Annotated in this window: 18 protein-coding genes and 3 pseudogenes; 11 read left to right on the top strand and 10 right to left on the bottom strand. The window is 58.6% G+C overall.

All coding sequences use genetic code 11. The features are described 5' to 3' along the window. Nucleotides 1-2: 2 nt before the first annotated feature. The 6 genes from ABIA90_RS23555 (at nt 3) to ABIA90_RS23530 (ending at nt 9,239) form a co-directional block, all read left to right on the top strand. A complete protein-coding gene (locus ABIA90_RS23555) occupies nt 3-791 on the top strand; it encodes an ABC transporter permease (RefSeq protein WP_247457878.1) in 789 nt (262 codons plus the stop codon). Between the two features lie 198 nt (nt 792-989). Continuing rightward, nucleotides 990-2,996: a carbamoyltransferase family protein gene (locus tag ABIA90_RS23550; RefSeq protein WP_247457877.1), complete on the top strand. Its 2,007-nt coding sequence runs from the start codon at nt 990-992 to the stop codon at nt 2,994-2,996. Nucleotides 2,997-3,197: 201 nt separating this feature from the next. Further along, nucleotides 3,198-4,172, top strand: a complete 975-nt coding sequence (locus tag ABIA90_RS23545; RefSeq protein ID WP_247457876.1) for a nodulation protein NodZ — start codon at nt 3,198-3,200, stop codon at nt 4,170-4,172. Nucleotides 4,173-5,103: 931 nt separating this feature from the next. After that, entirely contained in the window at nt 5,104-5,940 is an 837-nt protein-coding gene (locus tag ABIA90_RS23540) for an SDR family NAD(P)-dependent oxidoreductase (RefSeq protein ID WP_247457875.1), read from the top strand. Nucleotides 5,941-6,201: 261 nt separating this feature from the next. After that, a complete protein-coding gene (nifA, locus tag ABIA90_RS23535; RefSeq protein ID WP_247457874.1) occupies nt 6,202-7,959 on the top strand; it encodes a nif-specific transcriptional activator NifA in 1,758 nt (585 codons plus the stop codon). Between the two features lie 413 nt (nt 7,960-8,372). After that, nucleotides 8,373-9,239: an electron transfer flavoprotein subunit beta/FixA family protein gene (locus ABIA90_RS23530; protein ID WP_354119250.1), complete on the top strand. Its 867-nt coding sequence runs from the start codon at nt 8,373-8,375 to the stop codon at nt 9,237-9,239. A 446-nt stretch (nt 9,240-9,685) separates the two neighbouring features. Here the strand turns inward: ABIA90_RS23530 and ABIA90_RS23525 are convergent. Then, nucleotides 9,686-10,269 (bottom strand): annotated as a pseudogene (locus tag ABIA90_RS23525) (MFS transporter); the annotation flags it as partial. 13 nt (nt 10,270-10,282) lie between these two features. On the opposite strand from ABIA90_RS23525, the pseudogene ABIA90_RS23520 reads away from it, so the two are divergent. Beyond that, nucleotides 10,283-10,429, top strand: a pseudogene (locus ABIA90_RS23520) (MFS transporter); the annotation flags it as partial. A 35-nt stretch (nt 10,430-10,464) separates the two neighbouring features. Here the strand turns inward: ABIA90_RS23520 and ABIA90_RS23515 are convergent. From ABIA90_RS23515 to gmd, 4 genes and pseudogenes are all read right to left on the bottom strand, one after another. Next, a pseudogene (locus ABIA90_RS23515) lies at nt 10,465-10,608 on the bottom strand (MFS transporter); the annotation flags it as partial. A 132-nt stretch (nt 10,609-10,740) separates the two neighbouring features. Further along, entirely contained in the window at nt 10,741-12,567 is a 1,827-nt protein-coding gene (gene glmS, locus ABIA90_RS23510; RefSeq protein WP_247457872.1) for a glutamine--fructose-6-phosphate transaminase (isomerizing), read from the bottom strand. 219 nt (nt 12,568-12,786) lie between these two features. Beyond that, entirely contained in the window at nt 12,787-13,764 is a 978-nt protein-coding gene (fcl, locus tag ABIA90_RS23505; protein WP_354116724.1) for a GDP-L-fucose synthase, read from the bottom strand. Then, nucleotides 13,745-14,830, bottom strand: coding sequence for a GDP-mannose 4,6-dehydratase (gene gmd, locus ABIA90_RS23500; RefSeq protein WP_354116723.1), 1,086 nt, complete (start codon nt 14,828-14,830; stop codon nt 13,745-13,747). The genes fcl and gmd overlap by 20 nt, the downstream gene beginning before the upstream one ends. A 1,234-nt stretch (nt 14,831-16,064) precedes the next feature. Between gmd and tnpA the strand changes: the two genes are divergently transcribed. The 3 genes from tnpA (at nt 16,065) to tnpC (ending at nt 18,459) form a co-directional block, all read left to right on the top strand. After that, the gene (tnpA, locus tag ABIA90_RS23495) at nt 16,065-16,466 is read left to right on the top strand and encodes an IS66-like element accessory protein TnpA (RefSeq protein ID WP_247457869.1); all 402 of its coding nucleotides are present in this window, start codon (nt 16,065-16,067) and stop codon (nt 16,464-16,466) included. Further along, nucleotides 16,463-16,810 (top strand): IS66 family insertion sequence element accessory protein TnpB, encoded by a 348-nt coding sequence (tnpB, locus tag ABIA90_RS23490; protein WP_247457868.1) that lies wholly within the window; start codon nt 16,463-16,465, stop codon nt 16,808-16,810. The genes tnpA and tnpB overlap by 4 nt, the downstream gene beginning before the upstream one ends. A 72-nt stretch (nt 16,811-16,882) precedes the next feature. Next, nucleotides 16,883-18,459 (top strand): IS66 family transposase gene (gene tnpC / locus ABIA90_RS23485; RefSeq protein WP_502916639.1). Its coding sequence is split into 2 segments (ribosomal slippage): nt 16,883-17,741 and nt 17,741-18,459, totalling 1,578 coding nucleotides; the frame shifts between segments, so codons are not numbered across the junction. Between the two features lie 400 nt (nt 18,460-18,859). Here the strand turns inward: tnpC and nolL are convergent. The 5 genes from nolL to ABIA90_RS23460 form a co-directional block, all read right to left on the bottom strand. Then, complete coding sequence (gene nolL / locus ABIA90_RS23480) at nt 18,860-19,981, bottom strand: nodulation factor fucose acetyltransferase NolL (RefSeq protein ID WP_354116732.1); 1,122 nt, start codon at nt 19,979-19,981, stop codon at nt 18,860-18,862. Nucleotides 19,982-21,059: 1,078 nt separating this feature from the next. Continuing rightward, nucleotides 21,060-21,653 carry an aminotransferase class III-fold pyridoxal phosphate-dependent enzyme gene (locus tag ABIA90_RS23475; RefSeq protein WP_247457865.1) on the bottom strand — a complete coding sequence of 198 codons (594 nt, stop codon included), beginning with the start codon at nt 21,651-21,653 and terminating at the stop codon, nt 21,060-21,062. A gap of 485 nt (nt 21,654-22,138) precedes the next feature. Next, nucleotides 22,139-22,528 (bottom strand): response regulator transcription factor, encoded by a 390-nt coding sequence (locus ABIA90_RS23470; RefSeq protein WP_247457864.1) that lies wholly within the window; start codon nt 22,526-22,528, stop codon nt 22,139-22,141. 91 nt (nt 22,529-22,619) lie between these two features. Next, the gene (locus tag ABIA90_RS23465) at nt 22,620-23,303 is read right to left on the bottom strand and encodes a response regulator transcription factor (RefSeq protein WP_247457863.1); all 684 of its coding nucleotides are present in this window, start codon (nt 23,301-23,303) and stop codon (nt 22,620-22,622) included. A 1,300-nt stretch (nt 23,304-24,603) separates the two neighbouring features. Then, nucleotides 24,604-24,843: a hypothetical protein gene (locus ABIA90_RS23460; RefSeq protein ID WP_247457862.1), complete on the bottom strand. Its 240-nt coding sequence runs from the start codon at nt 24,841-24,843 to the stop codon at nt 24,604-24,606. Between the two features lie 78 nt (nt 24,844-24,921). Here ABIA90_RS23460 and ABIA90_RS23455 point away from each other — a divergent pair, with 78 nt between their 5' ends. Then, a complete protein-coding gene (locus ABIA90_RS23455; protein ID WP_247457861.1) occupies nt 24,922-25,482 on the top strand; it encodes a hypothetical protein in 561 nt (186 codons plus the stop codon). Nucleotides 25,483-26,459 lie beyond the last annotated feature (977 nt).

Genomic DNA, 26,459 nt, shown 5'->3' with positions numbered 1-26,459 from the left:
CGATGTGGCAACGCTTTGCGCCGGCGCTCCCTGCTAATCCATGGAACTGGATCGCGGTATGGCGCCGCAATTTTCTGGTCTGGCGGAAAGTCGCTCTGGCATCGGTTCTTGGGAATCTGGCCGAGCCGATGAGCTCTCTGTTCGGTCTCGGTTTTGGCCTTGGAATGATCATAGGTGGCGTTGAGGGGACCTCATACATATCGTTTCTGGCGGCTGGCATGGTCGCCACAAGCGCGATGGTCTCCGCAACCTTCGAAACGATCTATGCGGCTTACGCTCGCATGCAGACAAATTGCACGTGGGAGGCAATGCTCTGTACGCCCCTTACGCTCGGCGACATTGTTCTTGGTGAAGTGGCATGGGCAGCGAGCAAGGCCTTGCTCGCCGGGACGGCGATCACGATTGTCGCCGTCGCGCTGGGTTACGCAGAGTGGTCATCCATCCCCTATGCGTTACCAGCCATCGCCCTCACTGGCGTTACTTTCGCGAGCCTTGCAATGGTCGTTTCAGCACTTGCACCGAGCCACGACTACTTCATCTTCTACCAGTCGCTCATTCTCACGCCCATGATGTATTTGAGCGGGACGATCTTCCCAATGAGCCAGTTGCCCGGTTCATTTCAACGCATCGCGGCCTTATTGCCGCTGACTCATTCGGTCGATCTCATTCGTCCAGCAATGCTCGGTCGGCCGGTCGAGAGCGTCGGATTGCATGTGGGCGCACTTTGCATCTTCGCAGCATTTCCCTTCCTCGTCTCGGCCGTGCTGCTTCGGCAGCGCTTGATGCGGTGAGACGAACAAGACCTAAAGCGAAGCATCGCGTGTGCGAGAGGAGATATCGGGCGTAGCGAACTTCCAATCGCGTGCGACGCTTAAATGCGTCTCGTCAGCTAGCGATGCCTGATCGGCCCCGCGGGGACGTGCGGCCTACTCCCAAAGCAAGCGATACGAAATAGGCCGACAGGCCTCTCAGGATTAACGGAGAACAAGATGCTGTGTCTAGGATTGAGTGGCGGCCTCGACAAGGTCTATGAAAACCCCCTTGGACTACCGGACACGTTTCTGCACGACGGCGCCGCGGTACTTGTCAAGGACGGGCGCGTGATCGCTGCCGTGGAAGAGGAGCGCCTCAACCGGATCAAACATTCAAACAAGCTCCCGAGCAGTGCGATCGAATACTGTCTTGCAGCCGCGGGTGTGGAGCTTCGCGACGTCGATCGTATTGCGTTCTACGCTACTGAAGCCTATTGCAATGCAATGCTCGAACGGTTGTTCATCTCACAACCGGAAATCTCAATTCCCCTAGACGCGAATCTGCTGCTACGGCACCTTCTAGCCACGGAGTTCGGTACCCAAGTGGATCCTTCCCGGGTGTCATTCGTAGGCCACCATCAGGCCCACGCCGTGAGCGCTCTGGCCATGTCGGGTTTTGAAGAAAGTCTGGTCCTCGCGATCGACGGTTGTGGCGACTTCCTGTCGGGTCTCTTGGCTGTCGGGTCAGGCAGCGAAATGACCGAGCTTATGACGTTTCCAGAGAATAACTCTCTCGGACTGTTCTATCTGGAGACGATCCGATATCTCGGCTACGGCCTGTTCGACGAGTATAAGGTTATGGGACTGGCTCCTTACGGAGATCCCGCACGCTATCGCGAGCTCTTTTCGCAATTTTATGAGCTCTCCGCAAACGGTGGCTACCGCGTTCACCTCGAACGTATCGGCCCGGCATTGCTGCGCAGTATCGAGATCCGGCGAAAGGGAATGCCGTTCACCCAACAGCATCGAGACGTGAGCGCATCGTTGCAGGAGGCGCTGGAGCGGATCGTGTTTCACATTCTTCGGCATTACCGTGAGTCGACCGGAATGAAACGGTTGTGCCTCGCTGGCGGGGTAGCCCACAACTGCACGCTGAACGGAAAACTCCTGTATTCAGGCCTGTTCGAAGACATCTTCGTGCAGCCGGCCGCGCATGACGCCGGATGCGCATTGGGCGCGGCACTGATGGTGTCGAACGAGGCCGGGCAACCTGCGCCCCGCGAGCGATTACAGTCGGTTTATTGGGGGCCAGATGTCGGCAGCGACGACAGCATCGAACAGGAACTGAAGGGATGGGCCGGACACCTCGAGATTGAGCGGACCGCTGACGTCGCAACCAGAGCAGCCGAGTGGATGGCTGATGGCGCCGTGATCGGGTGGGTACAGGGCCGGTCGGAGTTCGGCCCTCGTGCGCTCGGCAACCGCAGTATTCTTGCGGACCCGAGGCCCGCGGCGAACAAGGACCGGATCAATGCGATGGTCAAGAAGCGCGAGAGTTATCGACCATTTGCGCCATCGGTTCTGGAGGAGGATGCGGGCGCGTTCTTTGAGCTGCCGGATGGTCGCGCAGAATACCCCTTCATGAATTTCGTCGTTCGCGTGCGTGAATCCAAGCGTGCTTTGCTGGGCGCGATCACGCATATTGATGGTACGGCTCGGCTGCAAACGGTTTCCCGCACGAACAATGCCTCCTATTGGGAACTCATCAACGCGTTCAAGAGCCGGACAGGCGTCCCGATTTTGCTTAATACGTCGTTCAACAACAATGCCGAACCGATCGTAGATTCCGTTGCCGATGCGATTACGGCGTTTTTGTCGACCGAGCTTGATGGCCTTGTGGTCGGTTCATTCCTCGTCAAGAAGCGGGCAACAATGCTCGAAAGCTGGACAGCACTCGCTGTATCACTGCCGCCCCATGTATCTCTTTACCGAGTTCGCGCTCATGCGGGCCGAGAACGCCAGGAGACAGTCTGCGAGATCCGCATGGGTCACTCCAGCCAGGACAGCGTGCGCATCTCGCATGACCTGTTCGACATGCTGATGCAAATTGAGAAGGAAGCTGTTCTTGCCGATCTTCTCGCCAGGGTCACCTCTGACAGGACTAGGCGAGAAGCTCTCGTGAACGAACTGCGCGGGCTCTGGGATCTGCGCCGTATTCGGCTGCATCCGTCAAAGACTGCGTGATCGTAGAAGGTGAGCAATGCGGAAGAGGGCGCTTTGGAGGCCTCTTGCATGACCTGCCAATCGCGGTGCCGTGGAGGAGGGCTTGCAGGTTGATTGCCTTGCGCCCAGGTGACCAGCCGTCCATTGGCGTGGATCGGAATCGCAGATGAGTAGGTGGCGCCACACAAAACTGATCTTGCGCAACGAGAAGGGTTTGATGACTTGACCAAGGAACGCTTTGTTATTTCTCGGAGGCGTACCGGCTTTGGTGACTGCCTCTGGTCGCTGGCGTCAGCCTGGTCGTACGCGCAGCGGACCGGGCGGACGCTCGTCGTTGACTGGCGCGGTTCCTGCTACATCGACCGACCGTTCAGCAACGCCTTTCCGGTGTTCTTCGAGCCGGTTGAGGACATCGCTGGGGTACCGGTGATTTGCGATGACCGGATCAACCAGCTCTCGTTTCCCGGACCGTTCTTCCCGCGGTGGTGGAATAGGCCATCGGTCGACTGCATTAATCGTCCGGATGAGCAGATCTTCCGAGAACGTGACGAACTGACCGAGCTGTTCCAAGCAAGAGAAGATAACGAAGCCAACACCATTGTCTGTGACGCCTGCCTGATGTGGCGTTGTGGCGAGGAAGCCGAACGACTGATCTTTCGGAACATCAAGCTCAGGTCTGAGATACAAGCGCGGATCGACGACTTGTATGAGAAACATTTTAGCGGCCATAGCATCATTGGCGTTCATGTTCGGCACGGCAATGGCGAAGATATCATGGAGCATGCGCCGTACTGGGCTGATTCGGAGCTCGCCCTTAGTCAGGTCTGCATGGCAATCCGTAAAGCCAAAGCCTTGCCATATCCAAAGCCCGTAAAGGTCTTTCTGTGCACGGACAGTGCACAGGTGCTCGATCGCCTATCGGGTCTGTTTCCCGATGTCTTCGCCGTACCAAAACGTTTCCAGGCCGATCGGGCAGGGCCGTTGCATAGTGCGGAAATGGGAATTGAAGGTGGAGCTTCCGCTCTCATCGACATGTATCTTCTTGCGCGCTGCGCTACCGTGATCCGCTTTCCCCCCACCAGCGCCTTCACGCGCTATGCCCGTCTGCTCGTGCCACGGATTATTGAATTCGACCAGAGCAATCCGAAGCGCTTGACCATGATCGATAATCCAAACGAGCATTTCGCGGCTTGCTGAAGCGCCAGAATGTGGGCCTGAACAATGGCGGGCTAGATCATCGGTCTGATGCTGCTTGCTTCGAAACCGTCGAGTTTCGCAACGTGTCGCAGGAACGTTGGATGGCGATTTCCGTCCCGCAAGCGACGGCTGACCGGCGCACTACCACGGATGCGGTGCGGTGGGAGGGCGAACGACTCAGAAGCGTAAGGCCAATGCCAGCGGGCGCCGGCGGCCTTGCCCCGCAATGCTTCGGGCCCTCCGGTGTAAGTCGAAGGCCGCGCAGAAAGGTTATGGTTCTGTCATCCTCCGGCCAAATCCGCCATCGCTGGCCAGACGGTGAAAAGCACGGCAATGGCAGTCCGGGTCGCCGAGGAAATCTGACGTAACAGACAGTCACGTCAGAATGTCCCAGCAGCAAGGAGGCGCAGCCGGTAGATGGATTGCCTTTGCTGGGCAACCCTTTTGCAGTCAGCTCGTTTTCTGGACGACGGTCTTGTTCATGCTCGCTCGCAGAGTCCTTTCGAACGGAGGTCTGATGAACCGCGCGGCCGGTGGCCCATCGATATTGCTCAAGAGCCGTATGTGCGGCCGCGCGTAACCAGACGAAGACAAACTTGGACGAACCGGCCATTGAATCCTGATCTCCGCCAAAGGCAGCTAATCTATCTCGTCAGCGCGCATGAGCCACAGACCACTCGTGGAGTGGTGACGCAGTGAGCTCGCCATGGAAACCCCAGCCTCTCGGCTCGAAGGCGTGGCGCACGCAGTGGGCAGAACGCGGGAGCTCGACGACAGCCATTGCTGCGGCGTTGCCGGTGTCGAAAAGCAAACAGGTCGATGTTCGGAACCTGCCATTTGCGTCCTAAAAGCGCGCCACCTGTGCCCTGCGTCGCTCTGGCCCGGATCCTGCACCAGGTGCACAGCCGAGGGGAGCGGAAGGGAGTCGCGTGTGAATCTAGGTCTATCGGATGACAATGCGGTCGCAGCTAAATCGTCGGAAACGGACCCGCGTGGTCCAATTCACGCCGATGGAGCGGGCCGTCCGCTGCGTGAGCGGAAGACGCTGGTATTGACCGGGGCATCGCGCGGTATCGGTCGCGCCACCGGAAGATTGTTCTCGGAAGCCGGTTGGCGCATCATTTCTTGCGCGCGCCAACCATTCGACGCGGTGCGCTGCCCATGGGACTCAGAGGGGGATAGCTATATCGAAGTCGACCTAAGCGATCATCGGACGCTACCGCGCGTGATTGCCCAGATAAAGGAGCGCCTTGCCGGCGCACCGCTGCAGGGACTGATAAACAATGCCGGAAACTCACCAAAAGCGCCAAACGGTGCCCGGCTTACGTCGCTGGCGACCTCAGTCGATACCTGGATGAGCGTGTTCCACCTCAATCTGGTGGCGCCGATCCTGCTCGCTCAAGGTCTGTTCGATGAGCTAAAAGCGGCTTCAGGCTCGATCGTCAATGTGACTTCGATCGCCGGAGCGCGGGTGCATCCATTTGCAGGCACGGCATATGCCACGTCGAAAGCTGCGCTCGCTTGTCTCACGCGCGAAATGGCGCACGATTACGCCTCACATGGCATTCGCGTCAATGCAATCGCGCCCGGCGAAATCAAGACGGACATTTTGTCGCCTGACACGGAAGCGCATCTTGTGCCAATGATCCCACTACGCCGGGTGGGTACACCCGAAGAGGTCGCAAAGGTCATTTTCTTCCTATGTTCAGATGCGGCAAGTTATGTCACTGGCGCCGAAGTGCCGATCAATGGCGGGCAACACTTGTGAGTGAATCCGTCCCTGGCGAACCCGGCTAACTGAGCTTCATCGATGGAAGCCATGTTGGCCGGGGCTGATCCGCGCAGTGAGTTGGAAAGAATAAGGCGGAAGATCTAGTCACTGTAAGTGCTGCCGGGGTGCCATGAAGAGGCGTCATCTCTCGCCCCCGCCCTGAGAACTGGTTGTCAGATCGAGGCAGGCATGCAACACGAGTCTAACAAGTCCGATCGAGGTGATGGGGGGGATCAAGATAGGAACGGAGAAGTCATTATGCTGGACAGCGTTTCCCTGCGCGAAAGACCAAACTCAACCTCCGACGCGGACCCTTCCGCTTCTATTCTGCCGTCGCAAGAGAAATCGCTAAGCACGATCGTTGAAATAGCGCACACGCTCACCGGCCTATGCCGGCTCGAAGCCAAACTGGCGAGCGTCATCGAGCGTCTGCCCTCGCTCATGCAGATGCGGCGCGGCATCGTATGTCTGTTCGAACATGACGGGGTGCCCCAGATCATCGTAGATGACGTCCGGAGCGAAGGGCGCGACGCGCGTTGCGGGGGCCGCTTGCCGCAAGGAGCAATCGATCAAATTGTGGCGACGGGGCGGCCCCTCGTCGTCGATAACGTAGCGCTGCATTCGATCTTCAGTCCTTCGGACGTCGAGATGCTAGACGCAGCCGGTAATACGTGTGTTGCGTTCATCGGCGTTCCCATAGAGATTGACGAGAAAGTTGTGGGTGCGCTGAGCATCGACCGCATCGCAGACAACGGGACGCATGCGCAGCTCGAGGACGACCTCGGCCTGCTGACGATGGTCGCAAGCCTTCTGGGCCAGACGGCGAAGCTGCATTGCACCTTTGTGCGCGACCGCGGGCGGCTTATGGATGAGGAGTTCCGGATGCAGAAGCAGCTGTCGTCCGAGCTCATGCCTCATGGGCGGGAGCGTAAGAAGGTCCAAGTCGAGGGAATTATCGGCGACAGTCCGGCGCTGCGCGCGATGCTTGAGAAGATCGAGCTGATCGCAAAATCGAATAGCACCGTTCTGTTGCGTGGCGAATCGGGTACCGGCAAAGAGCTGGTCGCGAAGGCTATTCACGAGCGTTCAGGCCGCGCCAAACGCCCCTTTATCAAACTCAATTGCGCAGCCCTCACCGAGACGGTGCTGGAATCCGAATTGTTCGGTCACGAGAAGGGGGCGTTTACGGGCGCATTCAACGCGCGCAAGGGTCGCTTCGAACTCGCCGACAAGGGAACGTTGTTTCTGGATGAGATTGGCGAGATCTCGGCTTCGTTTCAGGCGAAACTCCTGCGCGTGCTTCAGGAGCAGGAGTTCGAGCGGGTGGGCGGCAATCAGACGATCAAAGTCGACGTCCGCGTGATTGCAGCCACGAATAAGAATCTTGAAGAGGCGGTGGCAAGGAAGGACTTTCGTGCCGATCTCTATTATCGCATTAGCGTGGTTCCGCTGCTACTGCCGCCGCTGCGCGAACGACGCACTGATATTCCGCTTCTCGCCGCTCGATTCTTGAAGAACTTCAACAATGAGAACGGCCGTGCTCTGGTCGTCGATTCAAGTGCGATTGACGTTCTTATGAATTGCGGATTTCCCGGTAATGTCCGCGAGCTGGAGAACTGTGTGCAGCGGACCGCGACCCTGGCGCACGGATCGTCGATCGCAAGAGACGATTTTGCATGCTGGCACGGGCAATGCCTGTCCGCCACGCTATGGAAGCCCGGGCCGGAGCAAGTGGCGCGACAGCAGAGCCCGATAATCTCACTTCCCGCGAGGCTGAGCATGCCGCCGACACAAGCTGTGGCACACGTTCAGCCGGTCGGTAGCGAACTGACGCCGCTAGAGCCACCCGGCCGACCTAGCATAGGTGCCGCCAAGGTCACAGATCGCGAGCGCGTAATCGCGGCGATGGAAAGGTCGGGGTGGGTACAGGCCAAGGCGGCGCGCCTGCTTGGACTGACGCCGCGCCAGATTGGCTATGCCTTGAGAAGGCACGGTATCGAGATCAAGCGCTTCTGAATAAAAAGTCGGCTAGCGTCTCTCTCGATCGTCGGGCGCGGTAGGAGAGCGTGCGCAAGAGGCGGTACTCTGGTCCATGAAGCGGATACGAAACCGATGTGCTCTGCTTGGGGGTGGCCATGCCGGGAGCGTAAGCCCTCTTCGCGTCAGCCGCGTGCTAGTCATCGGCTTGCAATGTATTCGCCCGATGAGAAGTGATTAGGTGTCGAACTAGCGCAAGATCGCGGCCGCGCCGTTTCTGCCGCGACTCAGATCAGAGAGAGATCACGTCCGCTTTGCGCAGCCCGTCGCAGTCCCGACAACGGTCTCACCGTCAGTCTCCAGCCGTTGCATTCGTCTCATGGGCGAAATGCCTGGGGTGGTATGACAGTTGCTATTCGTGGGGAGCCTGCTCAACATCTTAGGAGAAGCATATGCACAGCATCGTCTGCATCAAACAGGTGCCCGACTCCGCACAAATCCGCGTGCATCCTGTCACGAATACGATCATGCGTCAGGGCGTGCCGACAATCATCAACCCATATGATCTGTTCGCACTGGAAGCTGCGCTCGAGCTACGAGACAAGTTCGGCGGCGAAATCACTGTTCTCACAATGGGGCCGCCATCGGCCGAAGAATCTCTCCGAAAGGCGCTGACATTTGGTGCCGATCGTGCTGTCCTGCTCACTGATCGTAGTTTCGCGGGCTCCGACACGCTGGCGACGAGTTACGCGCTGGCGTGCGCGATTCGCAATATCGGCAAGGAATATGGCCCACCAGACGTCATATTCACCGGCAAGCAGACTATCGATGGCGATACGGCGCAGGTGGGACCTGGCATTGCGAAGAGGCTCGGGGTCCAGCAGCTTACATATGTTTTCACAATCAAAGCGTTAGACTTCAAAGTACGCACGATCGATGCGGAACGGCGCTGCGAAGGAGGAGTCCAGATGCTGCGTTCCAAGCTTCCTTGTCTCGTCAGCATGTTAGAGGCAAGCAATCAAATTCGTCGCGGTGCAATGATCGATGCCTTGCGTGCGGCCCGTGCCTCAATCGTAAAATGGAGCGCTCAAACTGCCCGCGTGGATGACATGGCCAAATGCGGTCTGAGGGGGTCGCCGACCGTCGTCAAGCGTGTCTTCGCGCCCTCCGCACGAGCGGAGAAGGCCACGTGGGTGGAAGCGGCCGAGCAGCCGGCGCAAGCGTTGATCGACGCCATGTTCAAGCGCAACCCTACGCTCGAGACGGAGCTCGCACAGCTTGCGCGCGGTACCTCATTCGCGCAAACTAGCGGTGCGTGAAGTCGCGGCTGATCGATCGGAGGCATCGATGGCCTGGGCCGTGGTCATGCATTGGCCCGTCGCTCGGTGCACCAGGCACGATTCAATCTTTTCAACCGCTCGCTAGGTTTGGCGAGCTGCGATACACTAGGTCCACCTGGGGAATTCATGCAGCCTCAAGACGTGCCCCGTTCAGTTTGCTTGACAGCGCACGTGGGCTCGCGCGAGGGATGTATCTCCCTCGCGGGAGCTCTGCCGTGTTTGAAGTAACCGCAAAGTGCGAGCGTTATCATCGCGCCGCTCGACTACAGAACGAATCGAGCGTGGCGGTAGTGCTCAGCCATTCCCGGTCAACATCAGCGACGGCTCGTCCCGATACTGCTCGATCTTGCATGCGAAGAACCGTGACCCGCAGAGTGGCACGCGGACCACCGTGAGATCACCGCAAGGACCGCCACGCACCCCGTTCAGTTCAGTCTTGGACGTGAAGGTCCCCGTGGGCGCGCTGCTAATGCGGGGGTAAATTGCGGGCTTAAGGCCCGGTTAGACCGCTGGGGTCGCGACAGCTTCGCAACTCTCTTGGTGTTTCCTGGATAAATCGTGAGTGCGGCGATAATGCCGAGGAAAGCTGCAAACATCAACCAGAAACCCGGCGAAGCCTTGTCGTCGGTCCGATCGATCAGCCAAGTCGATGCAAGCGGCGTAAAGGTGCCAAAGAGAGCTGCGGCGAGTGCGAAGGCCAAGAAAAGCAGGTTGTGCGAACGTGCTTCGGCACGATTTCGACCAAAGCGCCCAACATGGCGCCGCTATAGGTGCCAAAGTAGAACGATAACATCATCTCCACTGCCAGCATCTTGCCAAAGCTCGGGTCGGTCACAAGCCAAGACAACGCCGGATATACAGTCACCAAGGCAAGGCCGGCAATGGTCACCAAGACCGGCTTCCGACCGATTCTGTCAGAAATCGCGCCGCCAATTGGGTTCCAGATGAAGTTCGTCACCGCGACCAAAAGCGTCACCAAGAGCGTGTTCTGCGAGGACAGCTGCAATACGCGATCATCATGACTTCCGGCCGAAATGGTTGCTGCCTGGGGCTGGCGGATCCCATTCTTCCTTGGCTGCTTGATCGTTCCGCTTATCTTCTTCCTGCGCCGGACGCTGGAGGAAACTCCAGAGTTTCTGGTCATGAAGACCCACCCAACCGGCCGAGAATGACAATGCGCCGGTTCGCAACTGTGGAGGCAATGAGCTTCGCTCAAAAAATATCCGATAAGAGCCGCGACAAAGATCGCAACCTGCTGGCTCGAGGACCGAAACGATGTGTAGAAGCCGCGGTTGCCCGTAGTAGCAATCTCGGAGAGGTAGACGGATACGCCGCCAACCTCAACGCCGGGCCATGAACCGGCACAAGCCATGCGGTCGCATCGCGCCAGGAGCCGGGCAGCACATCGTAATTCGATCTGACAGAGGCTTGTGCGCATTCGGAATCTGACCACGACAAATCCAGGTCACGTCACCTTGCCTCATTCGACGGTTACCGATTTCGCGAGATTTCGGGGTTGGTCGACGTCCGTGCCCATCAGGATGGCCGTGTGGTAGGCCAGAAGCTGCACCGGAATCGCATAGACAATCGACGTAAATGTCGTACCCATCTCCGGCAGCACAATCGTCGCGAGTGAATCCATGGATACCTCTGCGGCTCCCCGAGCGTCCGTTATCAAGATAATCTTGCCGCCGCGTGCGGCAACCTCCTGCATGTTCGAGATGGTCTTTTCGAACACCCGGTCGCAGGGAGCAATGACGATTACGGGAACGCTCTCGTCGATCAAGGCGATCGGGCCGTGCTTGAGCTCACCGGCCGCATAGCCCTCGGCGTGAATATAGGAGATCTCCTTCAGCTTCAGCGCCCCCTCCAGGGCCAGTGGAAACGACGTGCCGCGACCGAGATATAGCACGTCACGCGATTTGGCGATGTCGCGTGCGAGCTTCTCGATCTGCGGCTCGCTGGCAAGCGCCGCTGTAACTAGCCGCGGAATTTCGATCAGCGCTCGCACGAGATCGACCTCGTCGCTCTCCGGCAATTCACCGCGCGCCTTGCCAGCAGCAACCGCAAGCGCCGCCAGGACGACCAGCTGGCATGTGAACGCCTTGGTCGAGGCAACGCCGATTTCAGGTCCGGCGAGTGTCTGCAACACTGTCCCGCTTTCGCGCGCAATGGTCGAACTCAGTACGTTCACGATCGAGAGGGTATGCAGGCCTTGCGATTTGGCATAGCGGAGCGCGGCCAGCGTATCGGCCGTCTCGCCGGACTGCGAGATGAAGATAGCAAGATTTCCCTTGCGCATCGGCGCCTCACGATAGCGAAATTCGGAGGCGACATCGAGCTCCACTGGAATACGAGCCAGCCGCTCGAACCAGTATTTGGCGATATGGCCGGCGTAGCCTGCCGTACCACAAGCCGTGATCGAGATATGTCCGATCTCGTTGAAGTCGAACGGAAGCTCCTGCGGCAGTGCCACGCTCTCGGTGGCGATATCGACGTAATGCGCCAGCGTCTGCCCGATCACCTCTGGCTGTTCGTGGATTTCCTTCGCCATGAAGTGGCGGTAGTTTGCTTTCTCGACGAGAACCGACGACGCGCCAGATTTCATCACCTCCCGGCGGACAACTGTGCCTTGTGCGTCGTAGACCACGCTGAAGTTGCGGTTGAGCACAGCCCAATCGCCGTCCTCAAGGTAGGTGATCAAGCCGGTAAGGGGCGCGAGCGCGATAGCATCCGATCCGAGATACATTTCGCCTTCGCCATGCCCGATCGCGAGTGGTGAGCCCTTGCGCGCACCGATCATGAGATCGTGTTGACCCTTGAACAGGATTGCAAGCGCAAACGCGCCGACTAGCCGCGGCAGCGACGCTTTTACTGCCTCCTGCGGCGAGCAGCCGTCTTTCAGATAAAAGTCGATGAGATGCGTCACCACCTCGGTGTCTGTTTCAGAGGCGAAACAGGCGCCATGCCGTTTTAGCTCCGCGCGCAGCTCGCGGAAATTCTCGATTATGCCGTTATGGACGACTGCAACATTGCCTGTTGCATGCGGATGAGCATTGTGCTCCGTCGGCTTGCCATGAGTAGCCCAGCGCGTGTGCCCAATCCCGACATGGCCTGAGAGCGGATGGCAGCGAACGCGTGCCTCAAGGTTCCTCAGCTTGCCCTCGGCGCGTCGAAGCTCGATTTGGTTTCCTTGGAGCGTTCCAATGCCCGCTGAGTCGTAGCCGCGATATTCCAGTCGCTTCAGTGAATCGATGAGGCGATCCGCGACCGGACCGCGCCCCAAGATGCCGACAATTCCGCACATTTAATCAGTTTACCTCAAGTTCAAAACAGAGCGTCCCGCAAGGCGCGCCTGACCAATTCGCTCGCTATAGTTATCGGCCAGTCTAGCCGTTCCTGCCCTCCATCGGGCACGCGGCACCCCGAGGTGCGCGAGCTCCAAGCAACACGTGGAGCCCTGTCGAATCCGCCGGAAGATCCTAACGCAACTTTCCGGCAATCGCACAATGAGCGCCGTCAGCAGTTAGCAGCTGCATGAGTCTCTCGTTTTGTCCGATGTACCCGATACCGCCAAGAAGTCCTGGTAGGTCTGTCGCATTCCATCTACAAGCCAAGTCCTCGCGCGCCAGCCGAGGCTTGCGAGGCGGCTGACGTCGAGCAGCTTGCGTGGCGTGCCGTCGGGGCGCGAGCTGTCGAAGGCGATCTCGCCGCTGTAGCCGACGACCTCGGCCACGACCCGCGCGAACTCGGCGATGGTGATGTCCTGGCCGGTGCCGATATTGATCAGCTCCGTGCTCGAATAGCTCTTCATCAGGTGCACGCAGGCATCCGCCATGTCGTCGACATAGAGGAACTCGCGCCGCGGCGTGCCGGTGCCCCACACGGCGACACTCTTTGCGCCAGCAACCTTCGCCTCGTGGAAGCGGCGGATCAGCGCGGCAACGACATGGCTCAATTCGGGATGATAATTGTCGCCGGGGCCGTAGAGATTGGTCGGCATCACGCTGATGAAGTCGCACCCGTACTGGTTGCGATAGGCCTCCGCCATCTTGATCCCGGCGATCTTGGCGATCGCGTATGGCTCGTTGGTCGGCTCCAGCGGACCCGTGAGCACCGAATCTTCGCGCAGCGGCTGTGGTGCCAGTTTCGGATAGATGCAGGACGACCCCAGAAACATCAGCTTCTCGGCGCCGTTCTGATGCGCGGCCTGGATCACGTTGGCCGCGATCGTGATGTTGTCGTAGATGAACTCCGCGCGCAGCGTGTTGTTGGCGACGATGCCGCCGACCTTGGCCGCGGCGAGGAAGATCACTTGCGGCCGCGTCTTCGCGAACCAGTCGAACACAGCGGCCTGGTTGCAGAGATCGACCTCGCGCCGGTCCACGGTGACGAGCTTGACGTCCTCCCGTTCGAGCCGGCGCGCAATCGCGCTGCCGACCATGCCGTGATGGCCGGCGACGTAGACGCTTTTGCCTGTCAGCTCAAACGGTGCGTATGCCACTCGCCGCTTCCCGTTTTGCGTCCGCCAGATCGCTCGCCATCATCTCCGCAACGAGCTCTGCAAAGCTCCGCTTCGGCTTCCAGCCAAGCACCTCGCGCGCCTTGCTGGCGTCACCGACGAGGAGATCGACCTCGGTGGGGCGGAAATAGGTCGGATCGATCTTCACGACCGTCTTGCCGCTCTTCTCATCGACGCCGGTCTCCTCGACGCCCTTGCCGCGCCATGCGATGCGGCGGCCGACATGCGCGAACGACAGCTCGACCATCTCGCGCACCGAGCGCGTCTCGCCGGTGGCGAGCACGAAGTCATCGGGCTTGTCGGCCTGCAGGATCTTGTGCATGCCCTCGACATAGTCCCTGGCATGGCCCCAGTCGCGCTTGGCTTCGAGATTGCCGAGATAGAGCGTCTCTTCCAGCCCGACCTCGATACGCGCGACGCCGCGGGTGATCTTGCGGGTCACAAAGGTCTCGCCACGGATCGGGCTCTCGTGGTTGAACAGGATGCCGTTGGACGCGAACATGCCGTAGGCTTCGCGGTAGTTCACCGTGATCCAGTAGCCGTAAAGCTTGGCGACGCCGTAGGGCGAGCGCGGATAGAACGGCGTCGTCTCCTTCTGCGGGACCTCCTGCACCAGGCCATAGAGCTCGGAGGTCGAGGCCTGGTAGAACCGCGTCTCCTTCTCCATGCCGAGGATGCGGATCGCTTCCAGCAGCCGCAGCACGCCGATGCCGTCGGCATTGGCGGTGTATTCCGGACTTTCGAAGCTTACCGCGACGTGGCTTTGGGCGGCAAGATTGTAGATCTCGGTCGGCCGGATCTGCTGCACCAGACGGATCAGGTTGGTCGAGTCCGTCATGTCGCCATAGTGCATCAGGAACGGCACGTTGCCGACATGCGGGTCCTGGTAGAGATGATCGACCCGCGCGGTGTTGAACGAGGACGAGCGCCGCTTGATGCCGTGCACGACATAGCCCAGCGACAGCAGATATTCGGCCAGATAAGCGCCGTCCTGTCCAGTCACGCCGGTAACTAGAGCGACCCGCCGTTTGCTCTCTTGGTTTGACAAATCGTTGCTCTGCACAGGCTAATGTTGGTCCCCGATCGACGACGTCAATCGCGTCTGGCCTTTTCGAATGCGGAAGCGTCACGCTCTCGAACTGCCGAGTTCTGGACTCTGTATAGGCATTGCATCAATCGCTCAACTGTACAGAGGTAAACCTTCCACATCGAAAGGGTTTTGAAGCACTATACGAAAGTTTGTAGTCCGGGAGACTTCGTTCAGCCTTCGTCAGGCGTTTCTCTATTGCGTGGGTGCGACTAATGAAACTGCGGCGCGGATCGGAGGTAAGCAGAACCGTTTGGCCGAGAAGCGTTCCACAGTGACCGCGTGATCAACTCGCGCAGTGAGCCAGCGAGTTTCCCTCATTTCGTGTCCTTGCCTAGGAGTGTTCCAGTCTTGCTGTTCATCCAGTGCAACCGCGAGCAAGCCGGGCAAACAAAGCATTGAAATTCCTTCTCTGTCGCGCAGTACTTATCATCATTGATCCATTTTTCGACAATCAAGTTGGTATCTGGCAAGCAAAAGTGAAGGCGCGCATGTTGACTCTGTGCTGTTTGAGTTCACAAAAAAACGCTGCATGAATGAGGCCAGTGCTATATGGGACCTGAAGAAGATTATCGCGGCGATCACTGTCGCCATATGCCCCGGACGACGAATTCAGTAGAGAAAAGCATCTGGCGGTTCATTGCTCGCGAGTGGTCACGGAATCAACAACAATGGTGCGTCTAGCGCGCCGACGATATGGCTCAGAAGGTCGGGGCTCGGTTCGGCGACCATTCCGCCGCGGTCTTTTCCGCGCTCGCAAGCATGTCTTTGGACTGGCGGTGCTATGACCGGGCAAAGCCCGCATGTGCGTGAACAAGCCGCCTGAGCAGATGCCGGAGCCGTTGAAACTGGCGGTTTGCTGGTCCCGAGCGCCCTTCTCTTATCGATGCCCGCGACAAAGTCCCGGTTCTTGAGCAAGCTTTCTGGGACACCAGCCTGAGCTGACGGATCAACTGCGTTCTACCTCATTATCACATTTGATTTGCAGCCCCTCGGCAGAAAAAAGTCGGATGAGCTGCTCGTGGAGAGGTCGACCCGGGCCCTTAAACCACGTGCTCCTCGCTCGAATGCGCCGCAAGCAGGGTAAGTGTTAGAGGCGCGTCCTCGAAATGGATCGCTGGCTTATCGGGTTCGAACGTATCCGTCCGCTGAAGGCCGCCTTGCCAAGTGAGGCGCGGTGTTGAGAACTGTCCTTATGGACAGTGATAGGCGCAGTGCCCAAATCGAACGGCTCGAAGTAGTGGACACCGGCCGGCGGCGGCGTTGGTCCGAGGACGAGAAGCTCAAGATCGTCCTGGAGAGCTTGCAGGCGCCGCGGCAAGTCGCGGCGACTGCGCGGCGGTATGGCGTTTCGCGCTCATTGCTGCTGCGATGGCGGCGGTCGTTTCGCCCCGAGTCGAAGGAAGCCGCCGATCAAACCGGCTTCGTACCGGCGATGGTGGTCGCGGAAGCGATGCCTGGTCCAGTCCGGTCGGCCGACGGCGGAACGATCGAGATCGAGTTTGCGGCCGGAACTCGGATGCGGATCACGGGCACGGTCGATGCGGCGACGCTGAAGGTCGCGGTCGCGGCGCTGGCAGATGGGCGGCCGCGATGATCCCCATTCCGTCGGGCGTGCGGGTGTGGATTGCGACTGGCCACACCGACATGCGCCGCGGCATGAACTCGCTGGCCGTGCTGGTGCAGGAAGCCTTCATGCGCGACCCGCACGGCGGCGACCTCTATGTGTTCCGCGGCAAGAGCGGCAAGCTGATCAAGATCCTTTGGCACGATGGGTTGGGCATGTCGCTCTACGCCAAGCGGCTGGAACGCGGCCGTTTCCTCTGGCCGTCGCCGGCGGATGGCGTGGTGACCATCACCCCGGCCCAGCTTGGCTATCTTCTGGAGGGCATTGACTGGCGGATGCCGCAACACACGTGGCGGCCGCAGGCGGCCGGCTGATCGCCAGGATTTGAATCGATACCACGATCGGCGGTTCGGACAGCGACGGCAAGTTATGATTCTCTGGTTGGCATGGGCGCCGATGATTCTTTCCCTGACGATGTGACCACGCTGAAGGCGATGCTGCGCGCCGAGCGAACGGCCCGCCTGGCCGCAGAGGCGGATGCCCAGGCGCAGATATTGCTGATCGAGCAGCTCAAGCTCACGATCAGGAAGCTGCGGCACGAGCAGTTCGGACAGTCCTCGGAGCGCGGCGCATTGCTGGACCAGCTCGAGCTGCAGCTCGCCGATCTCGAGGCGAACGCCGCACAAGCCGAGACAGCGGTGCAGATGGCGGCAGCCGGCAAGATTACGGTGCCATCGTTCGAGCGCCGCAAGCCGGCGCGCCGGCCGCTGCCGGAGCATTTGCTGCGGGAGCGCATTGTCTATCCGGTGCCGGCGACCTGCCCATGCTGTGGCGACAACCGATTGCGCAAGCTCGGCGAGGACATGACCGAGACGCTGGAGCTCGTTCCACGCCAGTGGAAGGTGATCCAGCATGTGCGTGAGAAGTTCGTCTGCCGGGCCTGCGAAGCGATCACCCAGCCACCGGCTCCCTCGCACCCGATTGCGCGGGGGCGTGCAGGGCCGAAGCTGCTCGCCCATATCCTGTTCGCCAAGTACGGCCTGCACCTGCCGCTCAATCGTCAGAGCGATGTCTACCAACGTGAAGGCATCGACCTCGACGTATCGACGCTCGCGGACTGGGTGGGTGCCTCCGCGGCAGCCCTGATGCCGCTGGTCGGTGCGATCCGGAGCCATGTCTTTGCGGCCGAGCGCGTCCACGCCGACGACACCACGGTGCCGGTCCTGGCCAAGGGCAAGACGCGAACCGGCCGGCTTTGGACCTATGTACGGGACGACCGCCCGTTTGCCGGGCCAGATCCACCGGCGCCGTGTTCTTCTACTCGCCGGATCGCAGCGGCGAACATCCGGAACAGCATCTGGCGGGCTATGCCGGACTGATGCAGGCCGACGCCTACGCCGGGTTCAGCAGGCTCTACGAGCCCAATCGCAAAGGAGGCCAAATCGTCGAGGCCGCATGCTGGGCGCATGGCAGGCGCAAGTTCTTTGATCTCGCACGGCTAAGCCAAGCGCCGATTGCGGCCGAAGCGGTCAAGCGCATCGATATCCTGTTCGCCATCGAACGTGAGATCAACGGTCTTGCTCCGCAGGAGCGCCTGCGCGTGCGCCAGGAGCGTAGCCGCCGCCTTCTGATCGTCGAGCTGCAGGCGTGGTTGCGCGAACAGCGCGCCAAGCTCTCCAGGAGCAATGATACGGCCAAGGCGATCAATTACTGCCTCAGCCGCTGGGATGCATTTACTCGCTTCCTTGATGACGGGCGCCTGTGCATGTCGAACAATGCCGCCGAGCGCGAGCTACGGACTGTCGCCGTCGGCAGAAGAAATTGGACCTTCGCCGGCTCCGATGAGGGCGGCCGGCGTGCGGCTGCGATCTACACCCTCATCGCCACCGCCAAGCTCAACGACATTGATCCACAGGCTTGGCTTGCCGACGTGCTGGCCCGCCTGCCGGATCAACCCGCCAAGCGCATCCACGAACTTCTACCTTGGAATTGGCGCCCCCAGAGCGTCGCCCACGCTGCTTGAGCGCAAATCAGCCATCCGCCCAAGGCGACCTGACCGGGGGCCGTCACCGGATGCGTACAGCGCTTACGTCTCGGGTTCAGTACGGCACTCGAAAAAACATCTCGCCGAGTGTGATTGGATTAGGTTCGATCGCCAGATCTGGGTCGAAACCCGGCGGCTAGACGATTGGTGCAGCGAAGCTAATCTCAGGGCAGTCGATCTTATTTGGATGGACGCAATGGGCTGAGTTCGCCGGTGCCATGCAAACCCTCACCAATGCACGCTTCGATGGGGTTGCTCTTATGCCGATGACCGGCTCGACCGGCGGCACGCCGTCGCCGCCGGATCTGGGTTCGAACGTTATTCCTGCGGCGTCACAAGTCGATGCTATCGCAATACCCTGCCGTACAAATGCATACAGCTAGTTCATTGCAGGTTTTGCTTGCGGAAGACCTGAGCGTGGCGGCATTCCGAGGACGAGTTGCGATAGATATGGAACGCCGCGAACAATCGAGCGCACCGTTAGCGCGATCGCAATAATCGTTGCCCCGAGCATACCCGCGATGATCGACCGGGTCGTGAGATCCCAAAGGTTTCCGAACTGTACGAAATCCATGAGACGGAACACGGTACCCTGGACCAGGTAGAGCAGCAGCGTGGTCTGGCCCAACTCCACAGCGATAAAGCGGGCCATTCGATTTGAACGGCCAATGCTCCAGCATTGCAGCAGGAGTTCGATAGCGATTGCTGAGGCCGCTGCAGAGCCAACAAACATCAGAAGCACGTTTTTAGCCGACCGAAAATCGTGGATTACCCCAAGATTATTGTAGACATAGGTGTCCTTGTCCCATGCTAGAAAGCATACGCAAGTCACTATCGAGAGAAATAAGATCAGGAGCGGCTTGTGATGTCGCGATGTACTCGTCCATCGTTCTCTCGATTGAGCAAGCAAGAAGCCGAAGCAGAAGAACGGGTAAGTGAATCTGATCAGGGGTGATATGGAGAATGTCAGAGGCGCGAGTGCGACCAGTATGGCCAAGCCAGATATGACCCACGATTGGTGGTTGAGCTTGGTAGAAATCTTGAGGAGAAGATAGGAAACAAACGTCGCCCAGATGAACCAGTATGTGCCAGCGAAATCGTCTACAAATTCCAAAAGTCCGCTCGTTACGCTGGTTGCGCGCCACAATGCCGCCAGCTTAGCTGTCTCCATGAACGTCCACCAAAACAGCATCGGCAGCAAGAGCTGCTTCGCACGGTCGCTGGCGGCTCGAGTGAACGACTTTTGCAGCAGCGATCGAGAAGAAAGATATCCGCTTATCGCCATAAAGAGTGGCATGTGAAACATATAGATCGATTTGTAGTACGGCGAATACCAAAACCCGTCGTCTCGGTAGATGACATACTGAATCAGGTGCCCAACGATCACCAAAACAATGAGCGCACCTTTCGCGAAATCTAAGCTTAGATCTCGATCGTTTGCCTCTGTCGTGCGCGAACTCGGGGGGATCGTTCCAGTCCCGCGTAGCAATGCATCAAACATCTAGATATCTGTTGTTGATGAGCCGGCGGCCCGTTGTCCGCTTCTTCTGCCTCAATTTTGATCCAAACGAAAGGTGATGGCGGTAGTTTTTGGAACGGGAATAGTCAGGCCTTGAAGATGGAGCTGGCCGAGCGTCTTTGAATGCCTCGCGGAACTTTGTGGCAGGGCAGATATCTAATTTGATATATTGGTGTAGCAGTACGGGCACGGCATACTACTTGCAGACACGGTTCTGGGAGGAGGACTGTCGCGCTCTCAGTCTCCCACTCAGCCCGACGCATCTCGGACCCGGCAGATGCGTCGGGCTTCTTCGATTGGCCCAGCATAGTTGACATTTGGTCCGACACCTTCGCTTGCCGTCGAGGCGCTCACGCCAAATAGGGGCTTCTGATAGCTGAACTCGGGCACTCGCCTGCACTTCCGCAAATGCTTCGTCCCCAGCGCCGGTCGCCGGCCAACCAGCCGGTGTGATATCTCTCGTCATGGTGTTGCTCTCCTTTGGAATCAGCACCCCGAGCCTACCGGCTCAAGGTGGGCAACGCCGACCTCTTCAGAAATTCAACGAACCCGGGACATCCCCACCGCTCGTTCCTTGACGGCTTTCGTCGTAAAGCCGGCCGCCGGAGTGATTGTTGCTGCACCTATGCTGTAAACGGCTCAGGCTGGATCGCTGCTGCACAATCTACGGTCCTAATAAAGTCCGCACCCGTGCGGCTGGGCACGTGGCCACCAAGAAGCCATACCACACCATTTGACTCCATTCCGCTGCGAGCTCACCTTCGGCAGACCTCAGACTGGAAACTTAGATAGGCCAGCTCGACCAGAGTCGCTCGCGACTGCGAGCTTCTGCGGTCAAAGGTGCTGCTCGCACTCACGTGTTGTGGACCGAGGAGGGCAGCAGGCGTTCTCCGTGGATCAGCCGACTCGGCGGATCACAGATAGCGTTGGCCTTCAGGCTTCACCTTCATGATCATGGCCTCAAAACTCCTGACCATTTCGGCGGCAAGCGAGGACACACGCCAGTGACTTGTGCGGCGATGCGGTCGCTAGCAACAGTTTCTCTCGTGTGCCTACAAGTTTAGCTTGCTCGGGCTGAATTCAACGTTTCGGTCAATGACTCCTCGAATATGTCTAGGCCTTGTCCCAACGTTTCTTGGTCGATCGTAAGTGCAGGCAAGAACTTTACAACCTGATCGGTCGGTCCGCATCGCTCGATAATCAATCTCTTTTCAAACGCTCTATGTGACGTCGCCTCTGCGATTTCGGTCGTTTTGCAATCGAATCCGCATATCATGCCCCGTCCACGAACAGCAAACTTGTTTCCGTGCTGGTGCGCGATAGCATCGAGTCGACGCCGCATAAATGCGCCCAAGCGTCGGACCTGTTGCGAGAACGTCTGGTTGCGCCAATACAGATTCAAAGCCGCTTTGCCAGAAACGAGTGCAAGGTTGTTTCCTCGAAACGTCCCCGTGTGCTCGCCTGGTTCCCATGCGTCAATCGCTTCTTTGATCAGGAGCATCGATAGTGGCAAACCGTACCCACTCAGCGATTTCGACATTACAACAATGTCTGGCGACAACGCGGCGAACTCGAAACTGAAGAACTCGCCTGTAAGGCCACAGCCCATTTGGATATCGTCAACTATGAAAATAGCTCCGACCTCTTTTGCCAAAGCCTCAATTTACTGCAACCATTCCTTACCAGCGACGTTAATGCCTCCCTCTCCTTGCACGGTTTCGACGAGAATGGCGGCTGGAAGATCAGTGCCACTGCTCTCGTCCATTAATACCTTTCGCATACAATCCGCCGGACTGTGAGCGGAGCCAAAATACCCATCATAGGGCATGAACGTTGTGCCGGATAAGGGAATGCTGCTGGCTTTGCGGTAAAAGCGGTTACCGCTCGCGGCTAGGGCGCTCCTTCGTTAAAGCGATGAGGGCCTCGCCTCGTCTGATTGCGCGATCATACCAAAGGCGCCTTGTCAGGAGCCCGACGTTGCAAGTGCTTTAACCAGATGCCGAAAGTGCAACAACAACGACAGGAATGCGGCAAAAGGCGATGGTCGCCACTGGCACGCGGTAAGCACGGGCAATCGCGCATTGATCGACATCGTAAGCGCCGCGCGGCTGCGGCTTGGTCCAGACTGCTTCCCATCTTTCACGCGTTCGTTCCACCCCGATGCTCGCGAAGCGATGCATCGAGGCAGGCGCTCAACGCCAAGTAGGCAAAGGGTTTGGCAAAAAAACCGGTTACGCCCGCGCTCAACGCGCGGGCTCGCGTGCGATCATCTGCGAAGGCAGTCATCAAGATGAATGGTGCAGCATGGCCCTGGGCTCGCATCTGTTCCAAAAGTTCAAAGCCGCTCATCATGGGCATCTGCACGTCTGCGATGACACAGGACGTGTCGTTCAATTGAGACGACCGCAAAAATTCCTCAGCCGATGCAAACGTATGAACGATGTGGCCCTGCGATTTCAAAAGGTTGTTCAGTGCGGCACGAATCGAAGGATCGTCGTCAACAACGGAAACAGTTGAATACCTAGACAAGACGACCTGTTCTTAGTTGGGCGAAGGCGCTGGCCGAAGCATGACGGCCAGCAGAAGGGTGCACGTGTACGACGAAATTGTAAAATCATACTTAGGTTTGTACCCTGAAACGGTCGGTCCCAATTCCCAGCCTCTCAGCCATCCTGATCAAATCGGCTAGCGATCGAGCTCCCATCTTCTTCATCACGTGGCCGCGATAGATCTTGATTGTAATCTCGGCGAGCCCGAGTTCCGCGGCTACCTGTTTGTTCAATAGGCCGGCGGCGACCAGTTTCAACACATCCTGCTCTCGTGGACTTAGTGCCTCAAACAAGGACTGCAGCCTGCTGACCACCTTGTCTACACCTCGTCTCTTCCGATCCTGTTCGATAGCTGCGACTACGCCATCGAGTAGTTCCTGATCGCGAAACGGCTTGCTGAGAAAATCGATTGCTCCACTCTTCATGGCTTTGACGGTCATCGGAATATCGCCATGAGCGGTGATGAAAATGATGGGAATGTGAATCTTCAGTTTGTCTAACTCATTCTGGAGCTCAAGGCCGCTCAATCCCGGCAGCCTGATGTCAAGCACAAGGCAGCTAGGAACATCAGGGAGCTCGCTCTGGAGCATTTCTCGGGCGGATCCGTAAGCAACGACATCTAGACCGATCGAACGAAATAGGTTGACCAGCGATTCGCGCATTGAGAGGTCATCGTCGACGACGAAGACGCTCGGCCTCACCTCAGGCCCGACGACATTTGGGGCTTCCTTCCGGGGTTCAGAGCGCTCGGTCACGATAAGAGCCTCACTTGTACGATTTACAGTAGACTTACTGCCTCACTACGACCTTTGATTGATCGCATAGGCTTTCGAGGACTTTTGCGCAGTGCAAATCTTTGAAATGTTCCAGGTATGTGACTGGTCAGCCATTCGCGCCAGCGTGACGCATTACAGGAAAGTGTAGCAAAAACCACCCGACTGGTCGAGAACTGCCTTTCGCATCTGTCCGCCGTCGCGTTGGATCGGCCCCGCGGCATCGATCAAATCGATCAGCAGCCGATCGAGAAACACCGAATCCAGAACTTGTGGCGCTCGCTTTAGCGGCGGCGCGTGTCGCCTGGCCTTCACGAGTGAGGCTGCAGCGGACGGCTCATTATGCGGCTGAAGGATCAGAATGCCCGTCGCTTTGGTAGTCGAATGCGGGGGGCGAGCTGAGCGAATTGGCGCGATTGTGCCTGTGCATGCGCCGATCTCGCCGGCGTTGAGATCGGCAAGCGGCGTAGACTATCGCACCCGTACTAAGGAAAATAGACATTAGAACGAGTAGCAGCGGCATCAGCCCACGAACTCTTCTTGTTGCGTCGTCAGAGCGCCTGTGAGTTGCTCTTTGCGAGGTTGGGGAAAGCACCTTGCACCGACTTCGTGCAACCTGACGCAAGGTGCGATTCAAGTCCTTTCCGTCATGTTTGTAGGAAAGATGCTCGAATTCGAGCTGCTGGAGGGGCGCTCACGTGCGTTCGTGTCGTTGCTTCCTTCACGACGCTCGCACCCCAACATGAGGCGGCGTAATCTGAAGGAGAGGCGGGACACACTCCATCTGGTGTCCAGCTGCGGACCGGTTCGCCAAAAGGCAGTTGCATTTGCTCTCCTGCACCAGCCAAACAACCGCTGATCCAGCGAAGAATCATTCTTCCACCAGAATTGGCGGACATCATACTCCGTGCCGGGCACCTTGAAGGTTCGCTCTTTGACCTACATAGGAACGACAAAACGCGCCCCGAACGGTCAACCTGAAGCTGTTGTTAGACCTGCCAGTAGCTCATCGATCCGCTAAGGGCCTACGGCCCAGGCCGCACTCCGTCGAGAAGAAAGTGCGTCGGGTTCGCCCCACATCGCCAGTACATCCGGTGATGCTGCCTCCAATGAAGCAACCAGCGTGGCAAAACTGAGGCTCGCTCAGCAAGGCCGAGCAGGTCGTGACTCCCTGCTACTTCGTGCCGACCGGGAAGGGGTTGAATCGTTCGTGGCGTTAGGTTGTACGATGCCGGCGTAGATCTATCGAATTGGCAAAGAAGGCGTTCCGCTGTACTTCATTTTAATTGCAATTCTCTTCACTGGTTTTGGGGTAGCCTACGCCTTGCTTGAACAGCGGTTCAAGCAGCGAGAACTCTCTCGGATCTATCGGCTTCGCACGGCCGGCAATCGCCCTCCTGCGAACCGCAGCGAGCGGCATTCCGATCAGCGAGGGCCTATACGGGCGCTCGCTGAGCATCAGGGGTTTGTCGCGGGTGGGAGCAGGAATGAAGAGAATAGTTATGGGCGCGGTTTCGCTCATAGTGGCTTGCAGATCTGCCCTTGATGCTGTGGTTCAGAGTCGATGACTGCATGGCGCCTTCCAACAATCGAGCCAGGAGTGAACGTCGATCTCGAAAACAGCACCGCTCGTGTCGGCGGGATTTCTAGCCTGAGCGCCCTTGCGGCGTTGATGTTCAGCGACTCGAGCTCGCATCTTGCTTCTCCTCGGGTCTTAGAAGCATCCTTCCGGACCGATTGTGGAGCAAACTTCTTTGGCGGCCGTGCTGTTAAGCGTGGGCGAATTCTCGGGACCGGCTTCTGTGAGAAAGGGTCGTTCGACATGCCAGATATCAGCGAGGCGATCGCCGAGCTCACTGATCGTCTGATCGCATTCAGAGCGGTTCGCACCATAGTCAGCCGGGGAAGCGACATTTCCGTCGGTCAGCGTAAAGAGGCATCGTGCCCTGCCGTCCGGTATTCCTCGGCCGGCATCGACCTCCGGAGATCGACAGCTTGGTGCAGGCCTCGAGGGGAACAGGCTGAGCTGATACTGCGCCAGTGCGGTTTCAGCTCGAAAAAGATATCGGCCGGCGCTTATGTCCGCGGGGGTAGCCATCGAAGCGGCGGAAAGGTCCAGCTGTTCGATTTGCTGCAATGGACCGAGCGCTCCGAGCCTTAGTACATCCGATTTCGAGGGGCTCATGCTTACCAAGAAGCTGTTTCAGCTCTTTGGCTCAAGTCGCTCGATCAGGCGTTGCGGTTTATTGATCATTCAAAGTCCAAACGCGCCTCCGCATCATTGGATTCGTCTCGTTCGAGCTAAGTCTCTGCTGCGATCGTAAATCAGGCTCGTGACTAGCGTCTGAGAGGCGTTGTCGAAGGGCCGGCCTTCTTCAAGTGCAAAATTGTGTACGGCGAGGTCCTTCAATATCGTGTCGGATACACGGATACACAGGCTCTGTGCTTCCTTAGCTCGGTACGGCGATCTCAGTGTCGCCGCGCTGCTCGCTTCGCGGGGACAGCATAATCAACATTTCACAGATAATACCGGGACGGACCGGGCGCACGTTAACGCCGTGACAGCGCGCACCGGGACGGCTTCGAAGCTTGTGAAGACACGTTTCTCGGCCCAATGCCATGTTAGTTTGGTGCTGAAGACTGAGCGCGTCAATGGTATGGCCGCTTGCTCGAAAGACATACTCGGACGACGTTGTGCGAAGCGAGTTGTGGCGCTCGGGGCTTCAGTTCGCGCCAGGAGATCTCGCAATTGGCTCATGGGATGGCATTGCGCATCGCGCCCCGGACGCTCAGGCCGATGCAGCCGTCAGAAGCCGGCGTCCAATGGCCTCGCGCGTTGTGCCGATCATGGGCAAACCGATCAGCTTTCACATGTCATTGTCTGCTTGAGCGGTAGCAGCGATCTGGGCCCTGCTGCACGTTGGGCAGTGGGCCGCTGGTGGTCCGGCAACGGGCCACGAGCCGCTCTATCAAATACAATCCTTCGCCCACACACTGCGCTAGTCGGGAGCGCCCGCCGCCGATGCTGTGCAGGCGGCCGGCGCGCAGGATTGGGCTGGATCGACACGATCGGGCTGTCCCTTCCAACCAAGCCGCGCGACGCGCGCCACAAATAGCGCCGTCGCTAGCGCGGCTTGG

Origin of the sequence: Bradyrhizobium sp. LA6.8, from assembly GCF_040547935.1 — a bacterium.
In the GTDB taxonomy this organism is placed as follows: Bacteria; Pseudomonadota; Alphaproteobacteria; order Rhizobiales; family Xanthobacteraceae; genus Bradyrhizobium; species Bradyrhizobium barranii.
Note: the sequence above shows the minus strand (reverse complement) of the source record. Positions and strands in the feature narration are given on the sequence as shown.

Excerpts from the sequence above, each read along its gene's own strand:
- nolL (WP_354116732.1), bottom strand. The coding sequence starts at position 19,981 with ATGTTTGATGCATTGCTACGCGGGACTGGAACGATCCCCCCGAGTTCG.
- ABIA90_RS23550 (WP_247457877.1), top strand. The coding sequence starts at position 990 with ATGCTGTGTCTAGGATTGAGTGGCGGCCTCGACAAGGTCTATGAAAAC.
- ABIA90_RS23530 (WP_354119250.1), top strand. The coding sequence starts at position 8,373 with ATGCACAGCATCGTCTGCATCAAACAGGTGCCCGACTCCGCACAAATC.
- tnpA (WP_247457869.1), top strand. The coding sequence starts at position 16,065 with ATGGACAGTGATAGGCGCAGTGCCCAAATCGAACGGCTCGAAGTAGTG.
- ABIA90_RS23555 (WP_247457878.1), top strand. The coding sequence starts at position 3 with ATGTGGCAACGCTTTGCGCCGGCGCTCCCTGCTAATCCATGGAACTGG.
- nifA (WP_247457874.1), top strand. The coding sequence starts at position 6,202 with ATGCTGGACAGCGTTTCCCTGCGCGAAAGACCAAACTCAACCTCCGAC.
- glmS (WP_247457872.1), bottom strand. The coding sequence starts at position 12,567 with ATGTGCGGAATTGTCGGCATCTTGGGGCGCGGTCCGGTCGCGGATCGC.
- tnpB (WP_247457868.1), top strand. The coding sequence starts at position 16,463 with ATGATCCCCATTCCGTCGGGCGTGCGGGTGTGGATTGCGACTGGCCAC.
- ABIA90_RS23460 (WP_247457862.1), bottom strand. The coding sequence starts at position 24,843 with ATGAGCGAAACCGCGCCCATAACTATTCTCTTCATTCCTGCTCCCACC.